This window comes from Psychrobacter okhotskensis, from assembly GCF_965638355.1.
Taxonomy (GTDB): domain Bacteria; phylum Pseudomonadota; class Gammaproteobacteria; order Pseudomonadales; family Moraxellaceae; genus Psychrobacter; species Psychrobacter okhotskensis.
The window spans coordinates 2011095-2026739 of sequence record NZ_OZ281822.1 but is presented as its reverse complement, the minus strand read 5'-3'; the positions used below and the strand labels follow the sequence as shown (position 1 = coordinate 2026739).

At 44.4% G+C, this 15645-nt stretch carries 12 protein-coding genes; 8 read left to right on the top strand and 4 right to left on the bottom strand.

The window, feature by feature from the left end; genetic code table 11:
• Positions 1-74: 74 nt before the first annotated feature.
• On the bottom strand, positions 75-707 hold the full coding sequence (locus tag ACSUPM_RS08445) for an OmpW/AlkL family protein (protein ID WP_173239503.1): 633 nt from the start codon (positions 705-707) through the stop codon (positions 75-77).
• A 647-nt stretch (positions 708-1354) separates the two neighbouring features.
• Here ACSUPM_RS08445 and ACSUPM_RS08440 point away from each other — a divergent pair.
• On the top strand, positions 1355-2338 hold the full coding sequence (locus ACSUPM_RS08440; RefSeq protein ID WP_201566225.1) for an ion transporter: 984 nt from the start codon (positions 1355-1357) through the stop codon (positions 2336-2338).
• A 260-nt stretch (positions 2339-2598) separates the two neighbouring features.
• Here ACSUPM_RS08440 and ACSUPM_RS08435 read toward each other — a convergent pair whose 3' ends face one another.
• The 3 genes from ACSUPM_RS08435 to ACSUPM_RS08425 all read right to left on the bottom strand — a co-directional run bounded on the left by ACSUPM_RS08435 (position 2599) and on the right by ACSUPM_RS08425 (position 7502).
• A complete protein-coding gene (locus ACSUPM_RS08435; protein WP_025651789.1) occupies positions 2599-3246 on the bottom strand; it encodes a TerD family protein in 648 nt (215 codons plus the stop codon).
• A 116-nt stretch (positions 3247-3362) separates the two neighbouring features.
• Positions 3363-4484: a helix-turn-helix transcriptional regulator gene (locus ACSUPM_RS08430; protein ID WP_201566224.1), complete on the bottom strand. Its 1122-nt coding sequence runs from the start codon at positions 4482-4484 to the stop codon at positions 3363-3365.
• Between the two features lie 165 nt (positions 4485-4649).
• Positions 4650-7502, bottom strand: a complete 2853-nt coding sequence (locus ACSUPM_RS08425; protein WP_227693153.1) for an ATP-binding protein — start codon at positions 7500-7502, stop codon at positions 4650-4652.
• 441 nt (positions 7503-7943) lie between these two features.
• Between ACSUPM_RS08425 and rsmG the strand changes: the two genes are divergently transcribed.
• The 7 genes from rsmG (at position 7944) to lpxK (ending at position 15622) form a co-directional block, all read left to right on the top strand.
• A complete protein-coding gene (gene rsmG, locus ACSUPM_RS08420) occupies positions 7944-8621 on the top strand; it encodes a 16S rRNA (guanine(527)-N(7))-methyltransferase RsmG (protein ID WP_374190023.1) in 678 nt (225 codons plus the stop codon).
• A gap of 260 nt (positions 8622-8881) precedes the next feature.
• Entirely contained in the window at positions 8882-9655 is a 774-nt protein-coding gene (locus ACSUPM_RS08415) for a ParA family protein (protein ID WP_037025999.1), read from the top strand.
• Positions 9656-9917: 262 nt separating this feature from the next.
• Positions 9918-11063 carry a ParB/RepB/Spo0J family partition protein gene (locus ACSUPM_RS08410; RefSeq protein WP_201575783.1) on the top strand — a complete coding sequence of 382 codons (1146 nt, stop codon included), beginning with the start codon at positions 9918-9920 and terminating at the stop codon, positions 11061-11063.
• A gap of 91 nt (positions 11064-11154) precedes the next feature.
• The gene (locus tag ACSUPM_RS08405; protein ID WP_173239498.1) at positions 11155-11895 is read left to right on the top strand and encodes a MotA/TolQ/ExbB proton channel family protein; all 741 of its coding nucleotides are present in this window, start codon (positions 11155-11157) and stop codon (positions 11893-11895) included.
• Between the two features lie 81 nt (positions 11896-11976).
• The gene (locus ACSUPM_RS08400; RefSeq protein ID WP_025651795.1) at positions 11977-12408 is read left to right on the top strand and encodes an ExbD/TolR family protein; all 432 of its coding nucleotides are present in this window, start codon (positions 11977-11979) and stop codon (positions 12406-12408) included.
• Between the two features lie 156 nt (positions 12409-12564).
• On the top strand, positions 12565-14352 hold the full coding sequence (gene msbA, locus ACSUPM_RS08395) for a lipid A export permease/ATP-binding protein MsbA (protein WP_101211435.1): 1788 nt from the start codon (positions 12565-12567) through the stop codon (positions 14350-14352).
• Positions 14353-14431: 79 nt separating this feature from the next.
• Entirely contained in the window at positions 14432-15622 is a 1191-nt protein-coding gene (lpxK, locus tag ACSUPM_RS08390) for a tetraacyldisaccharide 4'-kinase (protein ID WP_201575782.1), read from the top strand.
• Positions 15623-15645: the final 23 nt, after the last annotated feature.

Genomic DNA, 15645 nt, shown 5'->3' with positions numbered 1-15645 from the left:
TTGTGCTTAAATTTTAAGCATAAAAAAACCAGCGATTAATCTGGCTTTTTTATTGGCGATATTTTGACTATAAATTAAAACTGTTTAACGAAAGCGACGCCATATACCCAAGGACTGATGTCGACCTCGCCGATGTCATTACCATTTAGGCTAGCATCTGTTTTGATATCCATATAGCGTGCATCAATACGGAAGGCTTCAGTCGGAGCAAAAGGTATGTCAAGACCGACATGACCGGCTACGCCGACGCTATCATCAAGCTCTAAATCGTTACCATTACCAAGGTAAATTCTTTCTTTAAAGAAAGTTGTATAATTGACCCCCACACCAACAAATGGCTTGATATTCATTGGTAGGTCATAGCCATCGAAATGATATTGTATAGATAAAGTAGGTGGGAGATGCTGAGTTTTTGCATCAATTTTATTGCCATCAGCATCGGTTAGAGTGATGTCGTGATGGAATGGAATCGCCGCTAGCAGTTCGACACCGACGTTATCAGCAAAGAAGTACTCACCGCTGATAGTTGGACGGATATCATCATCAACTTCTACAGAAAGTGTACCATCTGCAAGTGTGCCGTTATTGCTTTTAGGGTCGACCATATGAGCGCCAGCAGCCACAGACCATGTGCCCGCAGGTACGGCAAAAGCAGTGGTCATGGCTAAAAAAGTTGTAGCAGCTAAAACTAGGGATTGTAGTTTCATCGTTTGATTCCTCAACGCAATAATAGGTTATCGATAAGCATTTAATGAGGGATGGCATTAAGTGCTGATACACAATGTTATCATTATAGATTGCCTTGTAACATTGTAACGCTATTGTAGCATTAAAACCATTTTAACAGTAAGGTTTTTAACTAAAAAACCCTTAATAATTTTAAGGGAATGAAAGGTTATGGTGTAAATGACAGGTTCATCAAAACATATTTGTTAAACAGTTCTCGTTACTGTAAGTTAGTAGTCAGTTTTATACGGCTGGTATAAATTAATATAAAGGGACAATTAACGACGACGGATAGGGTGTATTATGCTGGGCTACTGTAGTAACTCGCCGCTGCGCTGCGGACAAGCACGTTCAATGACTTTATTAAACCAAGTGGATTCTTGTTGCCCAGAATGCGGTGTTTTTTTATTGCCTGCTCAAAATCTCAGTCGTCAATTACGTGCCGATGAGCGATTTTTACAATACACCTTTCTTACGACGGGGTTAATGTTGCTGGCTTGCGTCTACATTTATTACGTAAATTTTGTATAATGATACTGCTTTTCATTATGTCATTTAGCGCGATAATCAGGCTTTAATACTTTTATTTCATTATCATAAGATCGGTGTTACACCGTATAGGGACCGCATGCAATTCCAACATATACGGCGCTTGCGTACTTTCGTTTATAACATTTTGCAAAATGATGAGCATGACACGCTTTTTAGCCGCTACGTCGATTATTTTCTGATATTTCTAATCATGACCAACGTGGCAGCCGTGATTGCGGAGTCTGTAGACAGTTGGTACTACCCTTATCAAGATTATTTTACATGGTTTGAAAACTTCTCCATCGTAGTGTTCTCTATTGAGTATCTGCTACGTTTGTGGAGTGTTGCCGAAGCGAAGCCCGATCACACCACTTGGCGTCAGCGTTGGCAATGGTTAAAAAGCCCCTCGGCATTGATTGATTTGGTTGCTATTGTGCCGGCGTTCTTGAACTTCTTTGTCACAATTGATTTACGCTTCTTACGTATTTTGCGCCTCTTCCGTATTCTTAAACTAACGCGTTATTTTGCGTCGATGCGTATTTTATTGGTGGTAATCAGTAAAGAGAAAGGCTCATTTCAAGCCGTTATTTTTATTCTAATTATCATGATTGTGACCGCTTCTAGTGGTATTTATCTGGTGGAGAACCATGCCCAGCCAGAAGAGTTTGAGTCTATCCCTAAAGCCATGTGGTGGGCGGTAGTGACGCTGACGACAGTGGGTTATGGTGATGTGACACCTATTACCAATGCCGGTAAAATATTGGGCGCGATCATTACGATACTGGGTGTCGGTCTGGCCGCATTGCCTGCAGGTATTCTAGCCACGGGTTTGGCAAATGAGCTGAACCAGCGCCGTGAAGAGCTAGAGCAGCACTTTCGTGAGCAACTGGTCGATAGCGATTTTGATTTGATACAGAACCAGATGATGGTAGAGAAAATACGTCGTGAGCTTGAGCTAGATAAGGAGCAGGCGCAAAACATCGTACTACAGGTATTGCGCGAAAAAGAACTGGAACGCCGTGAAAATGAAGTCGATGAGCGGCAAAAGAATTTTTGTCCGCATTGCGGTGAGGCTTTGTAAGTAATATAGTTAGGATATCTTAAAAATGTGACGGTATTGCTGATATCAATTTTTTGTAGCCTCTGTCTGCGCAGGCATAGCAAGTAAGAAAAATGGATATCAGCAGTGCGTGATATATTGATATTACTTTTCACTCACTATATTCGTAGTAATTATTTTGAATTTGCAAAAATCAGAGTTTACAAAAAGGGTGCAACGTTTAGAGAACGTCGCACCCTTTTTTATCACATGAGATTGTGTCCATTATACCTGATTTGATGTTACACGCCTTGTGGAATAGGCAGCGCACGTGCCAATTCATGAGCGACTTGCTGCGCTGCTGTGGCTAAGTCTTCGGCGGCAAGCGGTAGGTTTTGCAATGTCAGATGCCAATCATCTACTTCTCGGCGCAAATGGGCGACCCAAAGCGTAGAGCAATCTCGCGGCAGTTGCTTTAGATTAACCTCAAAACAGCGGTTGCCTTCATCATCACTTAAATGAATCTCACCTTTTTTGACTCGAAAAAAAGCATGACCGTGGTAAGAGTTAGCAAGCAAGGCAATATGGGTGATATGTGCTGGAATCTTGTCCAAGTAGAGTCTGATTTGCTCTTGGTCAAGTGGGGCTAGGTACATTGCTTGGTCGCCACGGTCTTTGCCGTTCAGACTGTCCCCTTGATGGCGTACTGATTCGGCCTTATCGCGTAGCTGTTTGAACCAGACGATATCGCTAATAGTACAGTTATCGTCATACAAGGCGCACGCTAAGTCGATATCAATCGCCCCTTCATTCTTTTTAAAACGCTTCAACATACCTTTGGGTTCAGTCTTGGTAAACTCGTAGTTGAGCGCAAAAAATAACGTGCCCGCATCCAAACCTAATCCTTTTAAACTGTCTGATAGTAGTGGTGACGGGGCAGTGGTCGACATAATATTCCTTGTTATTTTTTGATGATTTAAATGATTTGATATTAACTGAGTATTGCTCCGGATAAAGAGAACTCAAAATAAAGAAGGATCAAATTAAAAAGTGTGCTTTATCCGCGTCATTGATTATCCAAGGCTTTATCCAAGACAGCTTGATATAGCAGCTCAGGTTTGGCATTTAAGAGACCATTGCCAAAACCGCGCAACCACCAGACCAGCTGGGAGGTCAAATTCACTGTTGCCTGAATGGTCAGTGTGTCATCGTCATTCAAGGTAACCGTTTGATCATCGCTAAGCTTGCTTTCAGTTAGGCTTTTGCCCGCTTGTTTGGTGAATTGTAGCTCAATAGGCATATTTTTGCCATGATCGGACAGCTCACGAAATAATGGATGGCTAAAGCCCATACCACCGGCGTCCAAATAACTGTCAAGGTGAAAATTATCGGGAGTCTTTGCGGCAGTTTCTAAAATCTCGACGCTGGCAAATCGATGCAAGGCAAATGTGCGAATGACAGTCTCTGGATCATCCGTGCGAGTTGCCAGTAGGTAAATGATGACGCCGCGTTGAATGATAGCGATGGGATTTAGGATGTATTCACCGGCTTGCGATTTATTGCTACGGGTATAGCAGGCTTTAATTTGTAATTGATAAAACAGCGCGTGGTAAATATTGTCTTTGCTATCCAAGTCAATATGTGGGGCGATTAATGGCTGAGTGGCAGGCTCAATGCGCACTCTGTCTATCCATGAATGGGTGACTTTGCTGTTTTTTAGCTGCCGCCGTGCTAGGTCAAACCACGGAAATAACTCATCTAAAATAACAGGCGGTAATAGCTGGGTCAGATTGGCCTCAACCATATTAAAGGCAACCGCTTGTGAGAGATTCATGTGCGGTAAGCTTTGTAATGGTGCATCATCACGCCAGCGCCAGCCTTGCGGATTGGCATTGTTTTTTTCGATAGGGAAACGTTTCGCCAGCGCATTTAGGTCGCGCTGTACCGTGCGCAGGCTAATATCAAAGCCTGCCATCATCAACTGCTCATAAATATGCGTGGTACCCACCCAGCGATTGCGCTGTAGTTGTGATAACACTTGCCACTGCCGCGCCGTCGTTGCTGCGCCGTGGCGATTATCGCTGCTGTCTTCTGAGACATTGTTGCCCGCAGCCGCTACGCTATTGGCTTGCTCAATAGCATCTGTTTGAGTTTGGAGTAGGTTGGCATTAGCAGGATGTACAGTCATTAAGCGATAACCTTTATGAAGTCACGAGTCAGTTTTTAGGTATCTTTATCGAGTCACTAGCCGTTTATCATCGCAGAAAAGCATCGTAGCGTCTAGGGCATCCCATCAATTAACCTATTGATTCATTAAGTGGTTTTAAATGGCTAAATTTCGCTATACATCAGCCTATATGGCATTAATGGACATTTTGGTATCATCAGTATCCACACTCTGATCGATGCTTTGATTGATACTAGGATCATCATCCATCACAGCTTCATTATTGTCTTTCTTGTTTTTACGTTTCTGTTTTTTTCTCTTGTCTGCTTTTTTCTGACGTTTTGCTTTCTGCTGCTTTTTATCTTTCTTTTTGGATTTTTTTTCGTCAATGTCATCGTCATTGTTATCTTGATTTTCATCCCATAACATCAAACGGCTTAGGACTTTGCCAAACAATGTCTCTTTACGATAGCGACCTTTTTTATTCACGGTATCGATAGGTAGACCAGTCATTAACGTCAGTGCTTCACTTAGAGTATGCACACCATAAATATGAAATTCGCCTGCTTTGACAGCGGCAATGATATCGTCGCGCAGCATGAGCTGTTTAACATTGGCCATCGGAATGACCACGCCTTGCTGCCCAGTCAATTCTTGCTCGCGGCATGCATCAAAGAATCCGGCAATTTTGGAATTGATGCCACCAACCGCTTGCACTTCGCCCAATTGGTTCATAGAGCCAGTAATGGCAAATGACTGATCAATCGGCACATTTGCTAAAGCGGACAATAGCGCACAGCCTTCGCTAACGGTGGCACTATCGCCATCGATATGCGCGTAGCTTTGCTCAAAAGCAAGTGAGGCACTAAAGTTGAGCGCATGATGTTGGCTAAATAAGGCGCGCAAATAGCTGGTCATAATCAGCATGCCTTTGGCGTGTAAGCTACCACCCAAATCCACGTCGCGCTCAATGTCGAGAATCTCACCCGTACCGATATTTGGTTGAATAACGGCAGTCAGGCGGGCGGGCATGCCAAACTCACTATCGGCATAGCTGACCACTGTCAGCGCATTGACTTGTCCGACAGCGCTGCCTGTGGTTTGGATAAGCTGTTGACCGTTTTTGAGCTCATCCCAATAGAGGTCACGCAGGTATCCTGAGCGCTCGTCCATATCATCGATGGCTTGCGTGACATGATGAGCATTGACAATGTTGTTACCGCTCAAACGTGCATGACGGTTGGACTCATGCAATAGCTTAATCAGTAAATCACTGTGCAAACTTAAGCGATCTTGGTCTTCTGCTTGCAGGCTTAAATGCTCGAGTAGGGCGGCTTGTGCACTACGATCAAACGGGTAGAGGTCGGCATAATCAATAATGTCGGCCATTTTTGCGACCAGTGCCAATTCGTGCTCACTGCTGCGAGGCACATCATCATGAAAGTCAGCACGTACTTTAAATACCGCATCAAACTCAGGCTCAAGCTCTAATAGCTCATAATACAAGTCTGCTTCGCCAAGCAAAATCACCTTAGTATCAAGGTCAATGGGCGCAGGTGCTAATGATAAGCTTCCTGTTAAGGTTAGCATCTGCTCAAGACTTGAGAGTTTGATTTTACGCGATTGTAGTGCGCGCTTAAGACCCTGCCATGCATAAGGATGCTCAAGTAAATGACTGGCTTCTAACAATAAATAGCCGCCATTGGCACGATGCAGGGCGCCCGCTCGAATCATACTGACATCGGTGGTCACCGTGCCCAGTTGGGTGATTTGCTCAACATGACCCAATAAGTTCAAATGCGTCGGCAAATCTTCAAAGACAACGGGTGCGCCGCTGTCTGGTGTGTGACTGACAATGACATTGACCGCGTAACGGCTCGGAGTCGTCGCCAGAACTGCCGTCACAAACTCTTCATCATCGCCATTTACGATGCGCTCGACATGCGTAACCATGTCGGCAAATACCGCTTTGAGATAATCAACGACCAGCGGATGACTGGCAAACTGCTCATAAATAGGGGTAAACAAAGGTTGCAGTGCACGACGTGCAATATTGCGATGTAATGCTTCTATGGCGTCATTGGCTTCGTCTTCTAACTGCTCTAAGGCGATGGTCAGCTGACTCAAGCGTTTTTGCATATGGTTCTTTTGCACGAAGTTACTTAGCTCAGCTTCGTATTCACTATTGCCATATTCGTTGTCGTTACCGTCAGTAGCATCTTTGCTAGAAATAGTCGTTTTCTTACTTTCTCCGATTACTGATGTGTTTTGACTGTTGATAGATGTTTTGGCATCTTTATTATCCGCATTATTGTTTTCAGTCGCGACTTGATCGGTTTCTGTTGTCAGTTGGCTTGGATGGACAAACACGGCTTTGTTATCAAAGGAGCGAAACGTCAATGCCAAATCATATTGCTTACCCTCAGCATTGAGCACATCATAAGCCTGACTTTCTTTTTGATGCGTGTCGTTTTTGATGGCTTCAATCTTGCTTTGATACTGGTCGCTACGAAAGCGCTGGCTCAGGCGTTTTTTGGCCTGTTGCCATAGACTATTAACTTGCTGCTGCAGTAGCGAGGCTTGACCAGCAGGAAGGCGCAAGGCGAGCGGTGTGCGTGGATCGGTGAAATTATGTACATAGACCCAGTCATCAGGTGTCGGCGCATCGGCAGCGATACGGGTCAGTAAGCGGCTGATAACGGTGCGTTTGCCCAAGCCATTTTCACCAGCCGCAAACACATGATAGCCACTGGCTTTGATATCCAAAGCCGTCTGCAACGCTTTTAACGCACGCTGTTGACCAAAGCCCACGTCCAAATCTGGCGCGGTACGTGTGTCCGTCGGCAGCTCATCGGCATTGCTATAGCGCTTTAATTGCTCAGCGCTGACAAGGCAGTGCTGTTTTACCTCAGTAAAGAGGGGATGCGGCGTATCTAGTGTTGTTTGCGTGCCGTCTGTCGTTTGGTCGGTCAATTCAGCAATGGGTGTTACCATATTAGTCGTGTCTTTTATATTAGCGTCATTTGATGTTTTGGACATAGGGGCATGTTTCTGTTCGGTCATAGGCGTATGGTGTGTCGTCTTAAAAAATGAATTGTTTTTAAAGGGTAGAGTAGGTATTAATTTTTTTACACAGTTTCTTTATGCTTAATTTTTAATGAGTAATTTTTTAATTGGTAATAAGACATCTTACAAGATATGGCGGTGTTTTAAATAAGTCATTAAACGCAGATTTGTATCATAATTGGATGCGTCACTGAAAATAATCAATAAAAGAGCAACAGATAGAGGGTCAGTTTAATGCCATCAAAGCAGAATAACGCCTCAATAGCCGCGCAGATAGTATAAGATGTCTCACATTGGCGCAATCTGCAACTATTCAATAGGCAGACTGCATGATAAAATAGACGGTTCACATGTCAAAACTGGATAACTCGTTGTATGTCAGCTTCCGCTAAAAAAACTTCATCGCCTGCCAACATGGGTAATATCCATATCGACCCGACTGGCTTTGTAAAGCTTGGCGCGCAATTGCCAGCGCTAGCTAATACCTTGGCACAAGCGATTAATGAGCTAAGTCTACCGTTAAGTGAGACGCAGCAGCGCACGTTATTATTGTACTTAGACCAGCTTTTATTGTGGAATAAAGCGTATAATCTGACCGCTATCACCGATCCAGAAGAGGCGCTGATTAAGCATGTGATTGATTGCTTGGCTATTATAACGCATTTGCCGTCGGGGTCACTGCTAGATATCGGTACAGGGGCTGGCTTGCCCGCCGTAATAATTGCGATTTGTCAGCCTGAGCGGCAGTGTACGGCGCTTGATAGCAATCAAAAAAAGATTCGTTTTATTAAGCAAATCAGTAGCGAGCTGGGCTTGAGCAATATGCAGCCTATCGCCTCTCGTATTGAAGCGCATGAGGCCAGCTATGACGTGGTCACCTCTAGAGCCTTTGCCAGTCTAATCGATTTTGTTGAGGCCGCGCAGCCAAGACTGGCGGATAATGGTTATTTATGTGCGATGAAGGGTAAAGCGCCAAGTGATGAAGAGTTACAAGCGCTAGATAACGACTGGCATATTAAGACCATTAAGCTTAACGTGCCACGTCTGCATGACAGTCGTCATTTAATTGAATTGTCTGCTAAAAATGTCTAAGCTATGAGCACCTTGTAGTCGTGAAACATCGTTTACCTTGATATTTAAATAGCATAATATCTAAAAAAGCCTTATGCAAAGCGAGCCATTTATATTATAAGTATCATGTGTATTATAGTGATAAGAAGCTGAACGCCAAAGATTGCGATTGCTAAAATGACTATTAATAACAGGCAATTATTAAAAGTAGGCAGTCACAGATACATAGTACAGACAGTCGGTAAAATACAGTAAAGACCCTAATTAAATTGAGTGAGTGTATGGAAATCATAGCAATTGCGAATCAAAAAGGCGGCGTGGGTAAAACCACAACGGCAGTAAATTTGACCGCCAGCTTGGCTGCTAAGCGCAAGCACGTACTGCTGATTGACCTAGACCCACAAGGCAATGCGACCAGTGGTACTGGTGTGGACAAAAACGACTTAGCGCTGACGATAGCCGATGTGTTGCTGGATGGTGTCTCGCTATCTGATGCTATTGTTAACAGCCCAGCAGGGTTCGATGTGATCGGGGCCAATCGTGATTTGGCTGGTATGGATATCACCTTAATGAGTAAAACCAACAGTCATGAGCTGTTTAAGACAGCGATGGCAGCGTTGGTCAATGATCAGATCGCGGCTAACAAACCTGCTTATGATTATGTGATTATAGATTGCGCCCCAAGCTTAAACTTGCTGACGATTAATGCCTTGGTCGCCACCGACGGGGTTATTATTCCTATGCAGTGTGAGTATTATGCATTAGAAGGCTTAGCGGACTTGTCGCAAACGATTGAACGTCTAACAGAGCTCAATCCGAAGCTATATATTCGCGGCGTCGTCAGAACGTTATTCGATGCGCGCAATACATTGGCTCGCGATGTCTCTGCTGAATTAGAAGCGCACTTTGGCGATATCATGTACAAGACACATATTCCAAGAAACATCCGCTTGGCAGAAGCACCCGCACATGGCTTGCCAGTTATCGCGTACGAGCGCTGGTCAAAAGGGGCGCGTGCTTATCAAAAATTGGCTGCTGAAGTGATGAAACAGTAATAAAAAAGCCAATAGTTTTGTGTGTATAAGCACCAAAAACTAGTCATAATGGAAAATGACCAAACAGAAAATAGTATTAAACATCGTATTTATTATCGTCAGTCCAAAATAATATCAATACAAGACAACTGAGTGCTAGCGATACATTAGTATGGTCAGCGGGGTTGAGTCTGTAGTGATTTATAGTGGGCAGGCTGTAGCAATGAGTAAGCCGCAGTAACAATTATTTGGCTTTTATTTTAGCGTTAGAGGATAGGTAATCATGGCGAAGAAAAGAGGATTGGCTGCTAATCGAGGCTTGGATGCCTTGTTAGGGTCAATCAAAAAAGAAAAGCAAATTACCGCCTCTGCCTTGCAAGATGATATGGCTGCGCGTGACAACACTGTGCCAGCTGAAGCGCTAGAAGCTGATAGCGAAGAAGCCAGTGCGCCTGCCAAAACTGCTCGCGCCAAAGCCAGTGAAAAACCGGCTGCAAAAACTACAGCGTCTGTCGCGACTGATGGTAGTCGTACCGCCCGCTCGCCGCGTACGGCAAGCAAAATACCTGCCAATAAGTCTCGTGCCGTTGGTACAGACAATAATGGAGCAGAAGACCAAATCAGCTTGGTGCAAATCGATGTGACACGTCTACAAGCGGGTAAATATCAACCGCGCCGTGATATGAGCGAGACTGCCCTAATGGAATTGGCCTCTTCTATCGAGCAGCATGGCGTGATGCAGCCCATTGTTATCCGTCCACTATTAGCCAACGAAGACAAAAGCGAGGCATTCGTCACCCACGAAATCATCGCAGGTGAGCGGCGCTGGCGTGCAGCAAAAATGGCGGGCAAGTCTGTCATTCCTGCCATTGAGCGTGCCCTATCAGATGAGCTGGCCATTGCGCTGGCATTGATTGAAAATATCCAACGTGAAGATTTATCAGTGATTGAGCAAGCCGCTGCACTACAGCGCTTTCATACAGAATTTGGCATGAGTCATGCGATGATTGCCGAAGTCGTTGGCAAAGCCCGCACGACGGTATCGAACCTGCTGCGCCTGAATCAGCTACACGATACGGTAAAAGATCATTTGGCTAACAGTGCCTTAGATATGGGGCATGCGCGCACGCTTTTAGCATTATCCTCAGAACAACAGCCGATTATCGCGCAAAAAATTATCGATGGCGGCATGACCGTACGCGACGCTGAAAAACTGGTCAAATCGATCTTACAGCCTGCACCTAAAGTCAGTCGTACCGAGCAATCTCACTCTCGTGATGCAGAGCGTTTGACACAGCGTTTGACCGACATGCTAGGTGCTGAAGTCAAATTGAAACATAAGAAAGATGGGCAAGGAAGTGTCGAGATATTCTTCCATAGCCAAGATCAGTTAGCCGCCTTGATAAAGCATATAGAAGCGCAAGCTTAAGACGCTGCATAAGTGCGACTACGGCTTAAATGCTTAGATATAGAGCTATCCTTGTAACAACCATTTTATAAGTATATAGAAGAGAGTCAGTATGTGGGAGTTGGTAAAGGCGGGCGGTTGGTTAATGACGCCGATTGTAGTGTGTTCAATACTGGCATTAGTCATCATCATCGAGCGTAGCCATACCTTACAGTTTAATAAAATTGTACCGGGCAGATTGCGCGAACAGCTAATCACCCGCCTACGCGAAAACGGCGATATTGGCCGTACCCAGTTGATGAATGTTAAAGAAAAGACACCCTTGGGTGATATTTTAGCCACTGGTTTGCTCTATCGTCAGTATGGTTTGGACTCGATGACCATGCATATGCAGAATCGTGCCAGTGTGCAGGTACATCAGTTAGAAAAGAACATCAATATGCTCGGTACCATAGGAGCGATTGCGCCGCTACTCGGATTATTGGGGACGGTATTGGGGATTATCTCATCGTTCTTAGCGATTACTGATGGCGCGATGCAAGACCCAACGATGCTCGCCGCTGGCGTGTCCCAAGCACTAATCACTACAGCAGCGGGCATGATTGTAGCTATACCAGCGTTGGTTGCCTATCGTTATTTTCAGCGTCGTATCATTGATATCAACGCCCAGTTTGAGACCCAAGCAGGTCTGATGATTCAAGAGTTGTATGATTATCAATTGCTTGAAAATACTCATAATACTCATTTGAAGAAGCCAATACAGGGTGCATCACCTGCCGAAAATGAAGACAATAAGCATGTAGTGGATGCGCTAAGTTTAGATAATAGTACGGCAGCAACGTCATCGTATTAACAATGGTATGAGTCGTATTCGCAATAATATGAACAGTCGTTCATTAAGAAAATAAGTATTAAGTCAATTAAAGAGAGTGATATGCGCTTTAGAAAACCAACGGTTGAGCCGCTCGAAATTAATCTAACGCCAATGATTGACTGCTTATTATTCTTAATTGTGTTCTTGCTACTGGCGACGTCGTTTAATCATTTTAGTCGCTTAAATATCATTCTGCCCGAAGCAGAAGGTGTGGCACTGACAGAAGAGAAAAACAGTATCGAGGTGGCGGTACAAGAGGATGGCAGTTATTTGGTTAATGGTATTACTCTTGCCAGCAGCAATGAGGCTGAGTTGACCAGTATGTTACAGCAAGAGGCGGGCAGTAATCGTGACATGCTATTTGTTATTGCAGCGGATGCCAATGCTACCCATCAATCAGTGGTGCGGGTCATGGATATTGCCGGTAAGCTGGGTTTTTTAAACCTAAATATTAGTACCGTCGTACCACTCGGTCAGCCTTTGCCACAATAACTTTTACCACAATAGCCTTTGTTTTTGCACCATAATTTCTAATTGTACGATTTAAAAAATGTCAGCTTTGCACCGCTGTTGTATAACATCAAAATCCTATAAAATTGTGCCATCAGCACAGTCCATTCATGTCACAACACCCAAATTGAGGCTTTTATGAGCCAAGCTTATCAACCTGACTCTACAAAAACTTCTACTAAGAGCACATTAGTGTCGCCAGCCAACACGCCTAAGCGCAAAACATTATTGCGTCTACTCAGTTATCTAAAACCCTATTGGTGGGCACTGTTACTAACAGTTTTGGGTTTTTCGATTAACGCCGCGACAGAGATTTGGATTGCCAAGTTACTGCAATATATCACTGATGCCATCAACCAAAACGATCAAAGCAAGCAAGATTTATTTCCGCTTTTGATTGTCGGGCTATTCTTTGTGCGCGGTATTGGTAGCTTTTTAGGTAATTATTACTCTGCTTTGGTCTCTCGTAATTTGGTATATGAGCTGCGAGTGGAAGTCTTTAATAAACTACTGCGCTTGCCAAGCTCGTTTTATCTGGCCAACCCAGCTGGCACCATCTCGTCAAAGCTCATCTTTGATGTTGAGCAGGTCACCGCTGCCAGCACTGATTCGATGAAAACGGTATTGCGCGATGGTTTGACGGTCATAGGATTGATTGGCTTTTTGCTATACAGTAATTGGCGTTTAACCTTGATTCTGTTTGTCGTTTTGCCGCCGATATTATGGCTGATTCGTATCGCCTCCAAGCGTTACCTTAAGCTTTCTAAAGGTATTCAACAGACGATGGGTGATGTCAGTCATATCACCAATGAAGTCATCGGTGGCTATCAAGTGGTCAAAAACTACGGTGGACAAGCGTACGAATCCAAGCGGTTTGATCTGACTTCAAAAAAGAACTTACGCCAAGGCATGAAAGTTGTCATCACTAACAGTATTAACACACCAGCGGTACAGTTACTGATGGCGATGGCCATGTCGGTCGTGGTGTGGCTCGCGCTGCGTCCTGCAGTGATAGATAATATTTCAGCTGGTGAGTTCATTTCTTATATTGCGGCAGCAGGGCTATTGAGTAAGCCGGTACGTTCACTAACTGATGTCAATCAGAAATTGCAAAAGGGTATCGCAGCAGGGGTGTCTATCTTTGCTTTACTGGATGAGCCAGAAGAAGAAGATACTGGCGTGTTAAACCCAGCACTATCTGGTGAGATTCGCTTAGATAATGTCAGCTTGGTTTATCCTGACTCGACGGTGGCCCTACGTGACTTTACGTTGGATATCCGAGCAGGTGAAACGGTTGCACTTGTAGGACGAAGTGGCGCGGGTAAGTCGTCCTTAGTGAACTTACTAACGCGTACCTTATCGACTTCTTCTGGGCAAATTACCTTAGATGGTATGCCGATAGAAGATATTACCTTAGAGAGCTTGCGCGCCCAGATTGCTATGGTCAATCAGCAAGTGGTGCTATTTAATACCACAGTATTTAATAATATTGCCTATGGTGGCTTGGCCAATAAAACCCAAGCTCAAGTTGAGCGGGCCGCAAAAGATGCCTTTGCCCATGACTTTATTGTGAAGATGCCAAATGGTTATCAAAGTGAGATTGGTGCTGAAGGTCTGCAGTTATCTGGCGGTCAACGTCAACGTTTATCGATTGCCCGTGCGCTATTAAAAGACGCGCCGATTTTAATATTGGATGAAGCAACCAGCGCTTTGGATAACGAATCTGAGTATTACATTCAGCAAGCGCTTGATAACGTGATGAAAGATCGTACCACGCTAGTTATTGCCCATCGATTAACCACCATTGAATCGGCTGATCGTATTGCAGTGATGGATGGCGGTCAGATCGTTGAGTTAGGGACACACGACGAATTGATAAGATTGCAAGGTCATTACGCACAAATGTATGAGCGCGATTTTGAGTAAGAGTGTGAAGGGTTTTGCTAAGATTTGAACGACGGGCTGCTGAGCGAGCATTAAGATAATGGAAAAGTGACCAATACCAATGAGCATTGAGACGACAGTGACGCGTGCATGGCAACGTCAAGCCGCTTGGTTATGGCTATTATTGCCGATTAGCTGGTTGTATGGGCTCATTACCATGCTGCGCCGTCAAGCTTATAAGTTTGGATTACTAGCCAGTTACCGCGCCCCCGTTCCTGTGATGGTGATTGGTAATATCAGCGTGGGCGGTAGCGGCAAAACGCCATTAATTATTGCTCTGGTCGACTATCTCCAAGCGCAAGGTATTAAAGTAGGGGTAATCAGTCGTGGTTACGGTGGCGATAGCAGTCAGATGCCAGCCTTGGTCGATGCCGCCAGTCTACCCAGTGTGGTAGGGGATGAGCCTTGTTTAATTGTCAATATGACGGGTGTACCAATGGCGGTCTGCCCGAATCGTAAGCAAGCGATTACTACTTTATTGGCTGCTCATCCAGACCTACAATTAATCATCGCCGACGATGGTTTGCAGCATTATGCGTTGCAACGTGATATTGAATGGATTGTGGTCGATGCAGCACGGGGCTTTGGCAATGAGCAGTTATTGCCGACCGGGTTTTTACGTGAGCCGATGTCGCGCTTGCAAGGCGCCACTGTTATTTACCATGAAGAGCCAAAGACCAGTTCAGCTTCTGATACTAAAAATATCCAACAGTCACAAGCCGAGCGTCTGTCCATGCACCTGCAAGCGGACGACATGCAACTATTGTGGCAACCGGTATTGGCTGACGCTAAAATGACGAGTTTACAAATAACTGATTTGCGACCCTCTGATTCGCAAGTTGGTGATTTTCAATTAACAGATTTTGAAGTAAATAACAAAGCACCTGAAAAGGGCAGCAAAGTCCACGCTGTAAGCGGTATTGGCTATCCGCAGCGGTTTTTTGATACTTTACACGCGCTTGGTTTTGAGGTCATTGGTCACCCTTATCCTGACCATTATGAGTTTAGTATGGCTGAGCTGCTGCAATATCGCGAATATCCCATCGTGGTAACCACTAAAGATGCGGTAAAACTAAGAGCCTTACTATTGCAACTAACTGCTCAACAACCACTAAGTGCTGAGTATAAAGTCCTCATAAGTAGACTTTGGGTATTGCCGGTGACCGCAGTATTGTCGGATAGTTGTTATGATAATTTACAGCAGCAATTAAAAGTTTTAAATATTGATATCTGTAATAGTGAAAAGCCGTAAAGCCTAAAATTCAAATGATTTTT

Excerpts from the sequence above, each read along its gene's own strand:
- ACSUPM_RS08445 (WP_173239503.1), bottom strand. The coding sequence starts at position 707 with ATGAAACTACAATCCCTAGTTTTAGCTGCTACAACTTTTTTAGCCATG.
- ACSUPM_RS08440 (WP_201566225.1), top strand. The coding sequence starts at position 1,355 with ATGCAATTCCAACATATACGGCGCTTGCGTACTTTCGTTTATAACATT.
- ACSUPM_RS08435 (WP_025651789.1), bottom strand. The coding sequence starts at position 3,246 with ATGTCGACCACTGCCCCGTCACCACTACTATCAGACAGTTTAAAAGGA.
- ACSUPM_RS08430 (WP_201566224.1), bottom strand. The coding sequence starts at position 4,484 with ATGACTGTACATCCTGCTAATGCCAACCTACTCCAAACTCAAACAGAT.
- ACSUPM_RS08425 (WP_227693153.1), bottom strand. The coding sequence starts at position 7,502 with ATGTCCAAAACATCAAATGACGCTAATATAAAAGACACGACTAATATG.
- rsmG (WP_374190023.1), top strand. The coding sequence starts at position 7,944 with ATGGGTAATATCCATATCGACCCGACTGGCTTTGTAAAGCTTGGCGCG.
- ACSUPM_RS08415 (WP_037025999.1), top strand. The coding sequence starts at position 8,882 with ATGGAAATCATAGCAATTGCGAATCAAAAAGGCGGCGTGGGTAAAACC.
- ACSUPM_RS08410 (WP_201575783.1), top strand. The coding sequence starts at position 9,918 with ATGGCGAAGAAAAGAGGATTGGCTGCTAATCGAGGCTTGGATGCCTTG.
- ACSUPM_RS08405 (WP_173239498.1), top strand. The coding sequence starts at position 11,155 with ATGTGGGAGTTGGTAAAGGCGGGCGGTTGGTTAATGACGCCGATTGTA.
- ACSUPM_RS08400 (WP_025651795.1), top strand. The coding sequence starts at position 11,977 with ATGCGCTTTAGAAAACCAACGGTTGAGCCGCTCGAAATTAATCTAACG.
- msbA (WP_101211435.1), top strand. The coding sequence starts at position 12,565 with ATGAGCCAAGCTTATCAACCTGACTCTACAAAAACTTCTACTAAGAGC.
- lpxK (WP_201575782.1), top strand. The coding sequence starts at position 14,432 with ATGAGCATTGAGACGACAGTGACGCGTGCATGGCAACGTCAAGCCGCT.